12 protein-coding genes, 1 pseudogene and 1 riboswitch are annotated in these 15,271 nt (G+C 45.3%); of the genes and pseudogenes, 10 read left to right on the forward strand and 3 right to left on the reverse strand.

The window, feature by feature from the left end; all coding sequences use genetic code 11:
- Nucleotides 1–461: 461 nt before the first annotated feature.
- The gene (locus ACTSEZ_RS00190; RefSeq protein WP_369732154.1) at nucleotides 462–1,616 is read left to right on the forward strand and encodes a DUF418 domain-containing protein; all 1,155 of its coding nucleotides are present in this window, start codon (nucleotides 462–464) and stop codon (nucleotides 1,614–1,616) included.
- On the opposite strand, the gene ACTSEZ_RS00195 is transcribed toward ACTSEZ_RS00190, so the two are convergent.
- Entirely contained in the window at nucleotides 1,613–1,780 is a 168-nt protein-coding gene (locus ACTSEZ_RS00195; protein ID WP_081414267.1) for an aspartyl-phosphate phosphatase Spo0E family protein, read from the reverse strand. The genes ACTSEZ_RS00190 and ACTSEZ_RS00195 overlap by 4 nt on opposite strands.
- Before the next feature lie 311 nt (nucleotides 1,781–2,091).
- Between ACTSEZ_RS00195 and ACTSEZ_RS00200 the strand changes: the two genes are divergently transcribed.
- Complete coding sequence (locus tag ACTSEZ_RS00200; RefSeq protein WP_369732155.1) at nucleotides 2,092–2,997, forward strand: fumarylacetoacetate hydrolase family protein; 906 nt, start codon at nucleotides 2,092–2,094, stop codon at nucleotides 2,995–2,997.
- Between the two features lie 212 nt (nucleotides 2,998–3,209).
- Here the strand turns inward: ACTSEZ_RS00200 and ACTSEZ_RS00205 are convergent, their stop codons facing one another.
- A complete protein-coding gene (locus ACTSEZ_RS00205) occupies nucleotides 3,210–4,400 on the reverse strand; it encodes an ornithine--oxo-acid transaminase (RefSeq protein WP_369732156.1) in 1,191 nt (396 codons plus the stop codon).
- Nucleotides 4,401–4,583: 183 nt separating this feature from the next.
- On the opposite strand from ACTSEZ_RS00205, the gene ACTSEZ_RS00210 reads away from it, so the two are divergent.
- Complete coding sequence (locus tag ACTSEZ_RS00210) at nucleotides 4,584–4,940, forward strand: YisL family protein (RefSeq protein ID WP_369732157.1); 357 nt, start codon at nucleotides 4,584–4,586, stop codon at nucleotides 4,938–4,940.
- 33 nt (nucleotides 4,941–4,973) lie between these two features.
- Here ACTSEZ_RS00210 and ACTSEZ_RS00215 read toward each other — a convergent pair whose 3' ends face one another.
- Nucleotides 4,974–5,540 carry a DUF2777 family protein gene (locus ACTSEZ_RS00215; protein WP_369732158.1) on the reverse strand — a complete coding sequence of 189 codons (567 nt, stop codon included), beginning with the start codon at nucleotides 5,538–5,540 and terminating at the stop codon, nucleotides 4,974–4,976.
- Between the two features lie 195 nt (nucleotides 5,541–5,735).
- Between ACTSEZ_RS00215 and asnB the strand changes: the two genes are divergently transcribed.
- The 7 genes and pseudogenes from asnB (at nucleotide 5,736) to ACTSEZ_RS00250 (ending at nucleotide 15,250) form a co-directional block, all read left to right on the forward strand.
- On the forward strand, nucleotides 5,736–7,586 hold the full coding sequence (gene asnB / locus ACTSEZ_RS00220) for an asparagine synthase (glutamine-hydrolyzing) (protein WP_369732159.1): 1,851 nt from the start codon (nucleotides 5,736–5,738) through the stop codon (nucleotides 7,584–7,586).
- A gap of 86 nt (nucleotides 7,587–7,672) precedes the next feature.
- Nucleotides 7,673–8,548, forward strand: coding sequence for a ZIP family metal transporter (locus tag ACTSEZ_RS00225; protein ID WP_369732161.1), 876 nt, complete (start codon nucleotides 7,673–7,675; stop codon nucleotides 8,546–8,548).
- 163 nt (nucleotides 8,549–8,711) lie between these two features.
- Nucleotides 8,712–10,235 carry a phytoene desaturase family protein gene (locus tag ACTSEZ_RS00230; protein WP_369732162.1) on the forward strand — a complete coding sequence of 508 codons (1,524 nt, stop codon included), beginning with the start codon at nucleotides 8,712–8,714 and terminating at the stop codon, nucleotides 10,233–10,235.
- Entirely contained in the window at nucleotides 10,232–11,707 is a 1,476-nt protein-coding gene (locus ACTSEZ_RS00235; RefSeq protein WP_369732163.1) for a phytoene desaturase family protein, read from the forward strand. The genes ACTSEZ_RS00230 and ACTSEZ_RS00235 overlap by 4 nt, the downstream gene beginning before the upstream one ends.
- Entirely contained in the window at nucleotides 11,700–12,533 is an 834-nt protein-coding gene (locus ACTSEZ_RS00240; protein ID WP_369732164.1) for a phytoene/squalene synthase family protein, read from the forward strand. The genes ACTSEZ_RS00235 and ACTSEZ_RS00240 overlap by 8 nt, the downstream gene beginning before the upstream one ends.
- A 145-nt stretch (nucleotides 12,534–12,678) precedes the next feature.
- Nucleotides 12,679–12,785, forward strand: a riboswitch (SAM riboswitch).
- A gap of 68 nt (nucleotides 12,786–12,853) precedes the next feature.
- Nucleotides 12,854–13,669 carry a MetQ/NlpA family ABC transporter substrate-binding protein gene (locus ACTSEZ_RS00245; RefSeq protein ID WP_369732165.1) on the forward strand — a complete coding sequence of 272 codons (816 nt, stop codon included), beginning with the start codon at nucleotides 12,854–12,856 and terminating at the stop codon, nucleotides 13,667–13,669.
- A 130-nt stretch (nucleotides 13,670–13,799) separates the two neighbouring features.
- Nucleotides 13,800–15,250, forward strand: a pseudogene (locus tag ACTSEZ_RS00250) (protein adenylyltransferase SelO).
- Nucleotides 15,251–15,271: the final 21 nt, after the last annotated feature.

A 15,271-nucleotide genomic window follows, 5' to 3' on the forward strand; every position in this document is an offset into this window, starting at 1 on the left:
CCTGAAAACCTGGAAATCTGAGATTGAGGGCACTAAAGAGCGGGAATGGTACCCTCAAAAATCGAAAGTCGGAAATTGAGGGCACTAAAAACGCAGAATAGAACCCTCAAAAAAAATTGAGGGCACTAAAAACGGAGAATAGAACCCTCAAAAACTGAAAGTCGGAGATTGAGGGCACTAAAAACGGAGAATAGAACCCTCAAAAACTGAAAGTCGGAAATTGAGGGCACTAAAAACGCAGAATAGAACCCTCAAAAATCGAAAGTCGGAAATTGAGGGTACTAAAAACGAAGAATGGTGCCCTCAAATCCTGGAAATCGGAGATTAGGGGCACGAAAGAGCGAGAACAATACCCTCAAAAACTGAAAGTCGGAGATTGAGGGCACTTAAAAAGCGGACTCGCACCCCAAAACCATAAAAACCAGAAAATTGATCGTATGTAAAAAAGGAGGTAAATCAAAATGGATCCACTTACAGCAGTCCCAGAGAAGGACAGGCTGCATACGCTTGATATTCTGAGAGGCTTTTCTCTGCTTGGCATTTTGCTTGTGAATATGAAGTCTTTTTATGAGCCTGCTCTTTATGAGACAAGCCTTGTTAGCGGGAACGGATCTGACCGGATTGTTGAGCAGCTGATTTCGTTTTTTGCTCAGGCAAGCTTTTATCCGCTGTTCTCATTTTTATTTGGAGCGGGAACGGTGATTTTTTATGAGAGGGCATTGAAAAAGGGGCATTCGTTCAATGTGTATTTCTCAAGAAGGCTGATTGGGCTGTTGATTATTGGCCTCCTGCATGCTTTTTTGATCTGGCATGGGGACATTCTGACAAACTACGCCTTGATTGGGTTTTTATTTTTGTTATTTATAAAGTGGAATTCCCGGGGGCTCATTAAGTGGGGGCTTTTCATCCTGCTGCTTCCGAATGTGCTGATTGCTTTTGCTCTTATTGCGGCATATGCAGCGGATCCGGAGATGCTCAGTCACTACAAGTCCGAGGAAGCTGTTCAGCAGTCAGCTGAGACGTACCAGACAGGGAGCTTTTTTGACATTACTCAGCAGAGAGTGACAGACTGGCTGTATGTAAATAACTTTGAGAATGCATTTTTTCTAGTGATATCCATTTTACCGCTTTTCATGCTTGGTGCTGCCGCCTATAAGCGTGGCTGGTTCCATAAGGATCTGTCGTCTGAATGGAAACGGACGGCACTGATAACAGGAACTGCCGCAGTTCTATTAAAAGGTGCACCCTTTTATTGGGAGGAAAACTTGCTAACTCAGCATCTGCAGCTGTCATTGGGGGGTCCGGCACTGACCCTGTTTTATGTTTCGGTGATTCTGCTGCTGCTGAATAACTTTTCTTTCAAGCTCGGCGCGGTTAAGGCAGCGGGACGGGCATCTTTAAGCAATTACCTGATGCAGTCACTGGTCTGTACACTTCTTTTTTATTCCTATGGTTTTGGGTTGTACGGAAACATTTCAGCAGGCGAAGGCGTCATGATCGCAGTGGTCCTCTATTCCGTGCAGCTTATTGTCAGCTATTATTGGTTTAGAACATTTAGGTTTGGTCCGGCAGAATGGCTTTTGCGGAAGTGGATTTACTTGTTCAGCAGAGCTTAGTTTACTGCCGTCTGCAGTTCACCTTCCATCTGCCGCTTGATTTGTTCTAAGATCAGCTGGTCCAGCTCCTGGCTGCGGCGCACCGTTTCAGAAGAATTCATTCCATGTTCTTTTGCTGCTTCAAAAAGCTTTTGTCTGTGCACTTCAATTTCATTAACTGCCATGATTTTTCTCCAACTTTCATGGTTTAATAGGATGGTTTTCTATGAAATGGATTCCCTGGAAAGACTTCTTTCACGCGGGTTACACTTATTATACACAGGGTTGTACAAAATGGTTTGATTTCGCTAAAATAACAAAAAACATTACAGGTTTCTACAAAGCGGGATAGGTTTCGATCTGTTTTTCATTGGTCTTATGCTCATGAAAAATGCTGCCGTACAGACAGGCGGTTTTTTAGAGGAAATGTGTCATTCTTTATCGAATAAGATACATTATCAGGCAGTTTAGATTAAAGAGATAACGGGGGGTAACAATGAAACTTGCAACAGCTCAGATTGGCGGAAGGACCTTCATCGGACTGATTATGGAGGATAACAGGATTCTTGATATTCAAAGGGCAGAGAAAAAGTGGTTTGACGTGGAATCAGCCCCGAAGTCAATGATTGAATGCATTGAAATGGGGGAGAAGTTTTTCAATCACCTGAAACAGCTGCAGATGTATGTGAAAAAGGCGGATGAGACAGAATCCTTTTTATATTCTCTGTCTGATGTAACATGGCTTCCTCCTATTGCTTCTCCGCGGAAGAACATATTCTGTGTGGGCAAAAATTACAGGGAACATGCAATTGAGCTTGGAAGCGAAGCGGATATTCCGGAACATGTGATGCTTTTTTCAAAAGCCCCGACAGCCGTAACGGGCCATGGACAGAAGATAGATCCTCACCTTCATCTGACAAGTGAGCTGGATTACGAGGGTGAGCTTGCGGTCATTATCGGGAAAAAGGGAAAACAGATCCCGGAAGCTGAGGCGATGGATTACGTATACGGTTATACGGTGTTAAATGACATTACGGCAAGAGATCTTCAGGCAAGGCATAAGCAGTTTCTTCTTGGAAAAAGCCTGGATACATCCTGCCCATTGGGACCGTATATTGTACATAAATCTGCGGTTCCTGATCCATACGCACTTACTCTTGTTACAAAAGTAAATGGGGAAGTCAGACAGGACGGCCATACGAAAGACATGATCTTCTCCATTGAAAATGTGATTTCGACCATATCACAGGGCACGACGCTTGAACCCGGTGATATCATTGCAACAGGAACACCTGCTGGAGTAGGGAAAGGGTTTAAGCCGCCAAAATATTTAAGCCCTGGAGATACTGTTGAAATATCAATCGAAGGCATCGGAACGTTAAGCAACACGATTGCTGAATAAATAGAAAGAAGCACACCGAAACCGGTGTGCTTCTTTGCTGTTGTTTAGTAAATTATAAAGTTAAAAGGCTGTGGATAACATAATATATCCTTGGCAAGCGGAAGCGCCTAGATCCTCTGTCAGAACAAATCCGTCAAAAAAGGCGGGACCCGGACTTTTTTGACGGATTCTTATCTGCCTATCGGAGCGGGCCTTGGCGCTTACGCTTTTGTTTATGAAAGAACTTTTTTCACTTTTTCAATCGCCCAGTCGAGATCTTCTTTTGAAATGACCAGCGGCGGTGCAAAACGGATGACCGTGTCATGTGTTTCTTTGCACAGAAGTCCTTCTTCTTTCAGCTTCTCGCAGTAAGGACGAGCAGCTTCAGTCAGCTCAAGGCCGATGAATAAACCTCTTCCGCGGACTTCTTTAATGATGGGATTGCTGATTTCACGGAGCTTCTCCTGCATATATGTGCCGAGTTCAAGTGAGCGCTCAGGAAGCTTTTCCTCTGTGAGAACGTCAAGTGCAGCGATGGAAACAGCGCATGCAAGTGGATTTCCTCCGAATGTTGAACCGTGTGAACCCGGCTCAAACACACCAAGGACATCTTTGTCTGCAGCTACGCAGGAAATAGGGAAAACCCCGCCTCCAAGTGCTTTTCCAAGAATGTACATATCAGGCTTAACGTCTTCCCAGTCGCATGCAAAAAGCTTGCCGGAGCGGCCAAGACCTGCCTGAATTTCATCTGCAACGTAGAGGACATTTTGTTCATTGCAGATGTCAAAAGCAGCTTTCAGGAAGCCTTCTTCAGGAATGTGGATGCCTGCTTCGCCCTGAATCGGCTCGAAAATGAAAGCAGCCGTATTCGGTGTGATTGCTGCTTTAAGTGCATCAAGATCACCGAACGGAATGACTTTTATTCCCGGAAGCATCGGCCCGAAACCGCGCTTGTATTCATCGCTTGAACTCATTGATACCGCTGTCATTGTACGGCCGTGGAAATTTTCCTCGCACACGATGATCTCAGCCTGATCAGCAGGTACCCCTTTCACATCATATGCCCACCGGCGCACTGTTTTTACAGCGGTTTCAACGGCTTCAGCACCTGTATTCATTGGCAGAACCATTTCTTTTCCAGTTAATGCGGATACTTTCTCATACCATGGTCCGAGCTGGTCGTTGTGAAAAGCTCTGGAAGTCAGGGTGATTTTGTCTGCCTGTTCCTTAAGTGCTTCAATGATCTTAGGGTGGCGGTGACCCTGATTGACGGCTGAATAAGCGCTGAGCATATCCATATATTTGTTTCCTTCAGGATCCTCTACCCAAACCCCTTCTGCCCTGGATATAACGATCGGCAGCGGATGATAATTATTTGCCCCGTATTTTTCAGTCAAGCTGATGATTTGTACTGATTTAGACACAATATCCCCTCCTGGTGCGATTAAGTCTTGTAATACAGGAATCTAGCATTCCTCAAGTACTACAATAGCCTACCTTTTTGAAGAAAACAATAGGCAGGCAAATGCGCTTACATTTCATTTTTTAATGAGATTCGTGATATTATATGGATGGATTACTATGTTTAAAAGAGGAGGAACTACCGCATGACACACTTGCATATCACGACCTGGGTTGTCGCACTTATTCTATTTTTCGTTGCGAACTCCCTCTTCAAGTCGGGAAAAGAAAAACCGTTTAAAATTGTACACATGACACTCAGACTGTTCTATCTGCTGATCATTGCATCAGGAATTCAGCTGCTGCTCGGCCTTGGCGCGATCACCGGCGAGTACATCGGAAAAGTCATTCTTGGAATCTATGTAATCGGCATGATGGAAATGATCCTTGTCCGCGGAAAAAAGGGCAAGCCGACACGCATCTTCTGGATTCAGTTTGTCATTGCATTGATTGTTGTTATTCTGCTTGGCCTGCGACTGCCGCAAGGTATAATACTGTTTTAATAAAAAGCCTCCGCAATTTTTGCGGAGGTTTTTTTATGGTTTCAGCTGAGTTAAAAGAGCTCTTGTTCCAGTACATACTGTAAATTCGAATCTGTCTTCATGTTTGCTTCCTCTTGAGAAGTGATGCTGCACGCCGCAGACAGCTTCCTCATTATCAAACTGGTAGAAGGATACCCCTTTTTTGTCTTCGGCTTCTTCTAGAAAAACCATCTGATTGTAGCTGTATATACAGTCATGAATGGAAAAGGAAAGTTCATTCAGTTTTGACGTAAACGCTACAAATGAGTCATCTGTAGCTTCTTTCAGCATATAATCAAGCGCGTATTGAACCTTTTTGGGAATACGGAGGGTATCATTTTCACGGAGCTTATGCATCCCCGTCGGAACTGCTAGCTGTCCGTTTCCGGTATATATCCCCTGATACCAGCTGTCTTCTAAAAGAATCTCCACTTTTTCATCTTTTTTAAAATGAAGAATGGTCACTTCCTCGTGCTCATCATCATAAAATAAGATTTCCTGATCCTCGCCAATCTCAATAAATCCGGTTATGTGCGCTCTTTTTTGACGCTCAAACAGCCGGTGCTTCTGTTTTGACAGCATAACGCAGACCTCCTTTGCCCATATTCTTATCATTCGTTTTTTCCAAAAGGAGGAAGAATTATGCAGAATGCCTTCACACTTGCCAGAAGAAAACGTGATAAGGACAAATCAACACTTCATAAAGTAAGCATAGGATAGGTACATCTTTGACCGTCTGAGACCTATCAGACAGTAAAAATGGGGAGTGAGAGGCAGATGTGTGGAATAACAGGCTGGGTTGATTACCAGAAAGATCTCAAACAGCAAAAAGCTGTCATGAAAGCCATGGCGGAGTGCTTATCCAAGCGCGGACCGGATGATACGAACCTGTGGGGAGAGCAGCATGTTCTGTTTGGGCATAAGCGTCTCGTTGTTGTGGACCCTGAAGGCGGCAGGCAGCCGATGACAAGGAGCAGGGAAGATAACAATTATACAATCTGCTACAATGGCGAGCTGTACAATACAGAAGATATCCGCACGGAACTTCTTAAAAGAGGCTACACATTCAGAGGCCATTCTGATACAGAGGTGCTGCTGACTGCCTATATGGAATGGAAAGAAGAGTGCGTCACTCATTTAAACGGCATATTTGCCTTTGCTGTGTGGGATGCTGCCCGGGAATCAGTGTTCATCGCAAGAGACAGACTGGGGGTAAAGCCGTTATTTTATGCAGAGAAGGACGCATCTCTGATTTTCGGCTCCGAGCTGAAAGCGATCCTTGCACACCCTGATCAAAAGGCGGTGATTGACCGGGAAGGGATGAGCGAAATATTCGGCCTCGGACCATCCAGAACGCCCGGCATCGGCGTTTTTAAAGGAATAAAAGAACTGCGTCCTGCCCATGCCATGACATTTTCAAAGAATGGCATTAAGGTCTGGAGATACTGGAATGTGAAAAGTGCCAGGCATATAGATACATTTGATGAAACGGTCAGCCGCGTCGGGTTCCTTGTGAATGATGCTGTGACAAGGCAGCTTGTATCCGATGTGCCGGTTTGCACCTTTTTATCCGGCGGTCTTGATTCAAGCGCCATTACCGCTATTGCAGCCAAGGCTTTTAAAAAGGAAGGAAAAGGCCCGCTTCACACATTTTCAATTGATTATGAAGATAACGAGAAGTTTTTTAAAGCCAATGAATTTCAGCCGAACTCGGATGCCCCGTGGATTGATAAAATGACAGAAGCGTTCCAGACCGTTCATCACCGGTCTGTTATCACGCAGCAGCAGCTCGTTGACAACTTGACGGAAGCGGTAGAAGTCAGAGATCTTCCTGGAATGGCGGATATTGATTCATCTCTGCTCTGGTTCTGCCGCGAGATAAAGAAAGACTTTGTTGTGGGTCTGTCCGGAGAGTGTGCGGATGAAATTTTTGGAGGCTATCCGTGGTTCCACAGGCCGCAGGATTTATCAGAAGAAGCCTTCCCGTGGATGAGGTCAACAGATGCACGTATGAATCTGCTTCACAAGGACTGGCAAAGCAAGCTGAATTTGAAAGAGTATGTGAAAATGAGATATCAGGAAACGCTGAAGGAAACGCCGCTGCTCGACGGGGAATCTGAGACAGAGTCAAAACGCAGACAGCTGTTTTATTTGAATATCCTATGGTTTATGACGACGCTGCTTGACCGCAAAGACCGCATGAGCATGGGCGCAAGCCTTGAAGTCCGGGTGCCGTTTGCAGATCACCGTCTTGTTGAATATGTCTGGAACATTCCGTGGGAGATGAAGATGCACGGAGACCGGGAAAAAGGCATCCTCCGCAAAGCGCTCGAAGGTGCTCTGCCAAACGAAGTGCTCTACCGGAAAAAGAGCCCGTATCCGAAAACGCACAATCCTCATTACACAAAAGCGGTCAAAACGTGGCTGCAGTCTCTTACTCAGAAAAAGGATTCAGCACTGCATACATTTTTCGATAAAAAGGCGCTGCATGACATCATCGAATCAGAAGGCAGTGCATTCAAGGCGCCGTGGTACGGACAGCTGATGACTGGACCGCAGCTGCTTGCCCATCTTGCACAGATCCACGTCTGGTTTGAAACCTACAGAATTGATATTGATGAATCGTAAAAGCCGGATTTTCCGGCTTTTTGTGTTATGAAACATCCTTGTATTTTCCTCTTTATGTTAAAATTGGTTTTTGGGGGGTGGATGCAATGATATTAAAAAAAATCTTAAGTGCAGCAGGTACCGCTTTTGTCCTTAGTGTGGTAACGAGCTTAATTTCCGCTGCTGTTAATACTGATACAGATTTTTGGCACTCATTGATAATAATGCCGATTTATCTAGTGTTTTCTGCGATGTTTATTTTTGCTGTAGGCTTGCCTGTGAGCGTTGTCTCTTATTTTATTGTCCGGAACAGGGGTAAGAGCAGAAGGTTTCTGAACTTTTCCATCCATGTTTTTTCTGCGGCTGCTGCCGGGTTTATCTTGTCCATTGGGTCTCTTGATGGTGTCCTCCTGACCGTTTTCGCAGGCTTTTTATTTTTTCTCTTCGATGAAGTGCTTCTTTATCACCGAAAGCATGTGCCGGTAAGAGTCACAAAGTGGGACGGTGCGCTCGGTGCACTTGTTCTTATTGGTATAGGAATTCCCATTTATCTGTCTCTAGCAAACAGCGGCGGAACAGAAGGGGAAGTGGAAACTGTTGATTTGTCCAAGCCTCCGGTTGTTTCGGTCGTATGGAAGAATAGCGCGCTTGGGTCTATAAAGCCCCAGTACTGCAAGGTTGAATCTGAAGCCTGTACAAAGGATATGGCTCCATATTATACAGACAGCCTGAAGGGTGATGTGCTTGATACCTATTATTCAAACACTTTCACGCTGAGTGCCGCTAACAGAGTAGAAGAACCGGAATTTGAAATCTATTATCTCGAAGGAGAAGAAGTGAAGGAGCTCAGACCAGTGAACGGCGTTTATGTTGTGCCTTTGGGACTGAAAGATCAGGTAATGAAGGGAAATGCCATTTGGAAGAACGAAATCCTGACATTTGAAGCAGCAGTGAATATGATAGAAGCAAGTCCGGCGAAATAGCCGGGCTTCTTTTTGTGGAAAATTGTAAAATGATCTGAAAAACTATTCAAATCGTTCGTATTAGGGAATAGTAAAAAAAGGGAGAACCTAATTAATTGTGTTTTAATAAATTGAATTGTATAATGTTTGTATAACTGTTGTACAGGAATTAGGAGGAGTAAACATGGCTAAAAAAATCATAGTCATCGGTGCAGGGCCTGGCGGCTTGGCAGCTGCCATGAATTTAGCGAGTCAGGGGTACCAGGTAGACGTATATGAAAAACAGCCATATGTCGGGGGGCGCAACGCTTCCATTGAACTGGACGGCTTCACATTTGACATGGGGCCGACCTTTTTGAGCATGATCCATATCGCAGAAGAAATTTTTGCTTCAGCCGGAAGAAACCTTCATGATTATATGGACATGATTGAACTTGAAGAAATGTACGAACTGATTTTTGACGATCAGTCCTTAAAAATGACAAAAAATCCGGAAAAAATGGTCGAGAGATTAGAAGAGTTTTCGCCGGGGGACGGCAATGGCTATAACAGGTTCATGAACGATACGCGCAGGAAAATGGCGGCATTGACTCCAATACTGCAAAGCAAGATGGACCGCTTCAGTCATTACTTGAGCTGGAAGGTCATTAAGGCTCTTCCGCAGCTGACTGTTACGAAATCGCTGTATGATGTTTTATCAGGCTATTTTAAAGACGAAAGAGTCAAATATGCGTTTACGTTTCAGTCTAAATATATTGGCATGTCCCCCTGGGAATGTCCAGGCGCATTTTCGATCCTTTCTTTTATGGAACATGAATACGGCATTTTTCACCCAAGAGGCGGGGTAAACCAGCTGTCAAAAGCAATGGCAGCCGTGCTGAAAGAGCATGGGGGCACCATCCACCTCGGAAAAGGAGTGAAAAAACTGCTGCTCCAAGGCAAGGATGTGAAAGGCGTCATTCTTGAAGACGGAACGACAGCAGCTGCTGATGAAGTCGTCATCAACGGCGATTTCGCCCACGTCATGTCAAATCTCGTTGAACCGGGAATCTTAAAGAAATTCTCAAAAGAAAAACTGGAGAAGAAAAAATACTCCTGTTCAACCTTCATGATCTACCTCGGTCTCGATAAAAAATATGATCTGCCTCACCATACAATCGTTTTTTCTGAGGATTATAAGAGAAACGTAGAGGAAATCACGAAAACCCTCAAGCTGTCAGGGGATCCGTCCATCTACATTCAGAATGCGGCTGCAACAGATGATACTCTGGCGCCTGAAGGCAAGTCAGCGCTTTACATACTTGCCCCGGTACCAAACAACTTCAGCAATATTGACTGGGAACAGCATCAGGAAGAGTTCCGGGAACTCGTGTTTGAGACACTTGAACGGAAAACACAGTTTAAAAACTTGAGAAATCATATTGAAACTGAAAAAATCATTACGCCAAAGAACTGGGAAGAAGACATTCTTGTCTATAAAGGAGCAACCTTTAATTTAGGCCATCAGCTGACACAGATGATGGTGCTCAGACCGCACAACAAATTTGAAGAGCTGAACAACTGCTGGCTTGTAGGAGGAGGAACACATCCGGGCAGCGGGCTTCCTACCATCCTCGAATCAGCAAGGATCACGACTAATGCCATAATGGACGAAACCAGTCATGCTCTACCAATCAAATCTGAAAAGAAATTGGGGAATGCACTATGAAAATTGCAATAGCGGGCGGCGGCATTGGCGGGCTTATTTCAGCTCTTATGCTCAGGAAAAAAGGATATGAGGTCAGTTTGTTTGAAAAGAGAGACAGACTCGGGGGAAGGCTTGCCTTTACAGAAGAGCAGGGGTACAGGATCGATGAAGGCCCGACAATTGTTCTTTTGCCGGAAATGCTCACATCCATTTTGAATGAAGCAGGAATTAGCCGTGATCAGTACGAATTAATCAATATTAATCCGCTTTATAAACTGCACTTTAAAGATGGGTCTTCGTACAAGAAATACAATTCCATTGAACGGCAGATCCAGGAGATAAAGGAGAACTTTCCGGGAAATGAAGAAGGCTTCGTTCAGTTCATGAAGGATATGGAGATCCGCTTTAACCTTGGACGGGACCAGTTTCTCGAGAAATCTTTTCATGATAAGCGAACGTTCTGGACACGCAACAATCTGAAAACACTCATGCATCTGAAAGCTTATAAATCTGTAAACAACTCTCTAAAAGCCTATTTTCAGGATGAGAGAATCCGGCAGGCCTATTCCCTGCAGACGCTGTATATCGGAGGCAATCCGCTTGATTCACCGGCCCTTTATTCGCTTATTTCATTCAGCGAGCATAAGCATGGCATTTATTATCTGAAAGGCGGTTATGCTTCCCTTGTAACGGTTCTTGAAAACGCCCTTCTAAATTCTGGCGTAAAGGTGATGAAAAATGCTACTGTTGAGAGAGTGGTAACAGATGGCGTGCAAGCAGCAGCTCTGATTGTAAATGGAGAAGAAGTCAAGGCGGATGCCTTTGTTTTAAACGGCGATTTTCCGGGCGCATCAAAGATGATTCCAAAGGAGTCAATGCCTGCAAGAAACTATACGGCGTCATCCAGCTGTGTTCTGCTTTACTTCGGACTGGACAAAGTCTACAGGGATTCACCTGTGCATCAGTTTTTCATGGGCTCGAATTTTCAGCAGCATATGAAAGAAATCTTTGAAACGAAAGAAGTTCCGTCAGATCCTTCCATCTACGCATTTCATCCTTCTGTAATCGATTCCTCACTTGCACCCGAGGGACACGGCGTTTTATACGCGCTTGTGCCGGTGCCGTCAGGCAGTTCGATCAACTGGGGGGAACAGGAAGGGTTCGTTGAAAAGATTATTGATCAGCTTGAAGAAAGAGGATTCCCCGGACTCAGAAAGTCGATCCAGTGGAAAAAAGTCAGAACACCGGATGACAAAGAAATGGAAGGACTCTTTCAGGGGGGAAGCTTCGGCATCGCTCCGACTTTGTTTCAATCCGGCGTGTTCAGACCGCAGGTTAAACCATCCAAGCTCACAAACGTTTATGCAGCAGGAGCTTCGATTCACCCCGGAGGCGGAGTCCCGATCGTGATGCAGGGGGCGAAGCTGATGGTTTCTGCCATCTTATCCGATCATCAAAACAAAGAGAGGGAAGGAGTGAGTCTGAGTGGTTGATTTAAAACAGGCCTATCAGCAATGTGAAGAAGTCATCCGGCATCATTCTAAAACTTTCTATAAAGCTTTTTCGCTTCTGCCTCCCAAAAAAAGAAAAGCAGTGTGGGCTGTATATGCGTTCTGCAGAATCGTCGATGACATCGTAGACGAGGGAGAGAGGCCAAGCGAAGAATTAATGGAGTTCACGGCTGAATTCGACTCTTTTCTAAGAGGCGACTACTCCAGAGACAATTTCATGTGGGTGGCCCTTCACGATACATTCACCAATTATGATATGGATGTGGAAGCTTTCCGGGATATGATTAAAGGGCAGGGAATGGATCTTGTCAAAATCCGCTATCAGTCTATGGAAGAAGTGCTCGATTATTCGTATCACGTTGCAAGCACAGTCGGCCTCATGCTTTTGCCGGTGCTTGCTCCGAAAAAGACAAACGTTCTTCGGGAAGGGGCTATTGCTCTTGGACTCGGTATGCAGCTGACGAATATCCTAAGGGATATCGGAGAAGATCTTGAACGCGGCCGCATTTATGTCCCTGAAGAGGTGATGGCACGACATAAAATGACCGAATTTGATCTGCAGCAGCAGAAAGTTACCCCTGAATTCATCAGAGTATGGGAGCATCTTGCGGCAGAAGCGGAAAAGCATTATGATACAGCGATGCTGACTATGCATGAATACCCTCTGCATTCCCGCGCACCTGTGAAAGCGGCCGGCCACTTTTACCGTGCGATCCTTAATAAAATCCGCTTGAATGACTACAATGTGTTCGGTGAGCGGAATTTTGTGTCAAGTGAAGAAAAACATGCGATCCTTTCGCAGATCTGATTTTGAACACAGCTCTGCGCTGCACCGTCTTCATCGGGACGGTGCTTTTTAGCAGATTGTTAATCTTACTATTTTGATTATTCTAAAATAGTGATTGACAGAACCCAATACACAGTATAAGATTACGTTATTCAATTTAATAGCTTGCTTATCAAGAGTGACTGAGGGAACAGGCCCTGCGACGTCCGGCAACCTCCTTAATTGGAACGGTGCTAAATCCTGCAGAATGTTCTTCATTCTGAAAGATAAGTCGTCATACATACGATTCCTCTTTCTGAATGAAGGAGGAATTTTTTTATTCAATCTAGGGGGAAAGAGACATGAAGAAAATGGTATTGGCATTATTAGTGGCAGGAGCGGGAATCCTGTCTGCGTGCGGCGCAGAAGAAACAAATGGAGAGAAGAAAGAAATTAAAATCGGCGCATCAGCCGGTCCATACACAGATATGGTGGAACTGGCCATTAAACCCGGCCTTGAAAAGAAAGGATATGAAGTTGAGGTTGTTCAGTTCAACGATTATATTCAGCCTAATAATGCCCTTGGCAATGATGAACTGGATGCCAACCTGTTTCAGCACAAAATTTACATGGAAACATTCGCTGAGCAAAGCAAACTGGAGCTTTCGGAAATTATCACAGTGCCGACGGCCCCAATGGGATTGTATTCTGATAAAGTAAAGGACATTGATGAAGTCAAAGAGGGTGCCTCAGTCGCCATTCCAAACGATCCGACGAATGCTGCCCGGGCGCTTCATATTCTAAAGGACGCAGGACTGATTCAGTTAAATGAAGAGGTCAGCCCGCTTCAAGTATCTGAAAAAGATGTGACGGAGAATATAAAAAAACTGACGTTCCTTCCGATCGAAGCTGCACAGCTTCCAAGAGCTGTAGAAGATGCGGACCTTTCTGCCGTACCGGGGAATTTTGCCCTTGCGGCTAAAATGGATCTTGCGGATGCGGTGACTCTTGAGAACATGAACGATGTACACCGCAATCGCGTTGTGATGAACACAAAAGACGCTGAGTCGGAAATCGCCGAGGATATTAAAGACGTTGTTGAATCCGAGGAGTTTGAGAAGGCAATAGACAAAGATTTTGAAGGATTTGGAAAACCGGAGTGGATGGAAGAGAAATAAATAGAGCAGAATGAAAACAGTCCGAGGCGGGCTGTTTTTCTGCTTCTTTCCTTGAGTAAATTCGCTTCCTCTGAAATAATTGAAATTACAGTTTGTCCTAAACCTGAATGAAAACAAGAAAGGAGACAGGATGAAAAATTTAACCAGCGGATGGAACTTTGACAACAGCTACATGCGGCGTCACTCTTTTTTGCCAGTCAGACACCGGCTCCTGCAAGCACTCCTGAGATGGTGATGTTTAATGAAAAACTGGCTGTTTCTCTCGGGCTCAGTGCTGACACATTAAAAAGAGATGCGGACGTTTTTGCCGGAAACCGGATTCCTGATGGTGCAGAGCCGCTTGCACAAGCTTACGCAGGTCATCAATTCGGACATTTTACAATGCTTGGGGACGGCCGGGCGATCCTGATTGGTGAACATCTGACGCCGGATGACAGAAGAATCGATATTCAGCTGAAGGGCGGAGGAAGGACAAAATTTTCCCGGGGAGGCGACGGCCGGGCTGCTCTTGGTCCGATGCTTCGGGAGTACATCATCAGTGAAGCCATGCATGGCCTCGGCATCCCGACGACACGGAGTCTTGCAGTGGTCAAAACGGGAGACGCTGTGATCAGGGAATCGTTTTTGCCTGGTGCGGTTCTGACCCGGATCGCTTCAAGCCACATTAGGGTTGGCACCTTCCAGTATGCGGCTAACTGGGGAAGCATAGAGGATTTAAAGACGCTTGCTGACTATGCAATCAAGCGGCATGATCCGGAGATTGAAGAAAATGAACACGCCTATTTGTCCTTTTTAAAGAAAGTGATTGACCGTCAGGCTGAACTTATTGCCAAATGGCAGCTTGCAGGATTTATTCACGGTGTCATGAACACAGACAACATGACAATCAGCGGAGAAACCATCGATTACGGACCATGTGCCTTCATGGACGCATATAATCCTGAAACCGTGTTTAGCTCCATAGATGTAAACGGCCGCTATGCATACGGAAACCAGCCTTACATCGGCGGCTGGAACCTTGCAAGACTGGCAGAATCCCTTTTGCCGCTGCTTCATGAGGATGAGGAAAAGGCGGTTGAAATTGCGCAGGATGCCCTCTCAGCGTACAGTGATTTGTATCAGCAGTATTGGCTTAATGGAATGAGGGCCAAATTGGGCTTGTTCACTCAGGAAGAAGAGGACGAGTCGCTTGTTAAGGAATGGCTGAAAATGATGCAGAAGCATCGTGCGGATTACACAAATTCGTTCAAGTCGCTCACGACGGGTTCATACGGGGACTCTGCCCTGTTTCAATCAGAGGAGTTCGGAAAGTGGAATCTTCTTTGGGAAGAGAGGCTAAGCAGGGAGACGCAATCAAAAGAGGAGTCGCTGCAGCTGATGAAAAACAGCAACCCCGCAGTCATTGCCCGCAATCACCGGGTAGAAGAGGCCCTTGCAGCCGCTGCCGAGGGAGATTACAGTGTGACTGAGAGGCTGCTGCGTGTATTGGAAAATCCGTATGCGTACTCCCCGGAACAGGAAGAATACTGCAAGCTTCCTCCGAATGACGATCAGCCTTACAAGACTTATTGCGGTACGTGAGATTATAAAAAACTGTTTCCC

The sequence above is a fragment of the Metabacillus mesotrionivorans genome, from assembly GCF_052171315.1.
Classification (GTDB): domain Bacteria; phylum Bacillota; class Bacilli; order Bacillales; family Bacillaceae; genus Bacillus_P.

What these genes read in the sequence shown, in the direction of transcription:
- ACTSEZ_RS00190 (WP_369732154.1), top strand. Translation starts at nt 462, where the DNA reads ATGGATCCACTTACAGCAGTCCCAGAGAAGGACAGGCTGCATACGCTT.
- ACTSEZ_RS00235 (WP_369732163.1), top strand. Translation starts at nt 10,232, where the DNA reads ATGAAAATTGCAATAGCGGGCGGCGGCATTGGCGGGCTTATTTCAGCT.
- ACTSEZ_RS00210 (WP_369732157.1), top strand. Translation starts at nt 4,584, where the DNA reads ATGACACACTTGCATATCACGACCTGGGTTGTCGCACTTATTCTATTT.
- ACTSEZ_RS00245 (WP_369732165.1), top strand. Translation starts at nt 12,854, where the DNA reads ATGAAGAAAATGGTATTGGCATTATTAGTGGCAGGAGCGGGAATCCTG.
- ACTSEZ_RS00225 (WP_369732161.1), top strand. Translation starts at nt 7,673, where the DNA reads ATGATATTAAAAAAAATCTTAAGTGCAGCAGGTACCGCTTTTGTCCTT.
- ACTSEZ_RS00230 (WP_369732162.1), top strand. Translation starts at nt 8,712, where the DNA reads ATGGCTAAAAAAATCATAGTCATCGGTGCAGGGCCTGGCGGCTTGGCA.
- ACTSEZ_RS00195 (WP_081414267.1), bottom strand. Translation starts at nt 1,780, where the DNA reads ATGGCAGTTAATGAAATTGAAGTGCACAGACAAAAGCTTTTTGAAGCA.
- ACTSEZ_RS00200 (WP_369732155.1), top strand. Translation starts at nt 2,092, where the DNA reads ATGAAACTTGCAACAGCTCAGATTGGCGGAAGGACCTTCATCGGACTG.
- asnB (WP_369732159.1), top strand. Translation starts at nt 5,736, where the DNA reads ATGTGTGGAATAACAGGCTGGGTTGATTACCAGAAAGATCTCAAACAG.
- ACTSEZ_RS00215 (WP_369732158.1), bottom strand. Translation starts at nt 5,540, where the DNA reads ATGCTGTCAAAACAGAAGCACCGGCTGTTTGAGCGTCAAAAAAGAGCG.